Source organism: Bhargavaea massiliensis (assembly GCF_018390575.1).
Lineage (GTDB): Bacteria > Bacillota > Bacilli > Bacillales_A > Planococcaceae > Bhargavaea > Bhargavaea massiliensis.
Genome location: NZ_JAHBCJ010000033.1, coordinates 1 through 260, shown reverse-complemented (window position 1 = coordinate 260; position 260 = coordinate 1). Strand labels below are relative to the sequence as shown.

The window sequence follows — 260 nt, the reverse complement described above, 5'->3', positions numbered from 1 at the left end:
GAGCGGAAGACGGGATTCGAACCCGCGACCCCCACCTTGGCAAGGTGGTATTCTACCACTGAACTACTTCCGCATGAATAAGTGGTTTGATATTCATAAAAATGGTGCGGGTGAAGGGACTTGAACCCCCACGTCCGGTAAAGGACACTAGAACCTGAATCTAGCGCGTCTGCCATTCCGCCACACCCGCATGATGTGGTATATATAAAGGGTGGTGAGCCATGCAGGGCTCGAACCTGCGACCCTCTGATTAAAAGTCA

General features: G+C 51.9%; 2 tRNA genes. Both read right to left on the bottom strand.

Annotation, left to right across the window (positions count from 1 at the left end):
• Position 1: 1 nt before the first annotated feature.
• Positions 2-73 (bottom strand) — tRNA-Gly (locus KHA84_RS15280).
• 29 nt (positions 74-102) lie between these two features.
• A tRNA-Leu gene (locus KHA84_RS15275) sits at positions 103-190 on the bottom strand.
• Positions 191-260: the final 70 nt, after the last annotated feature.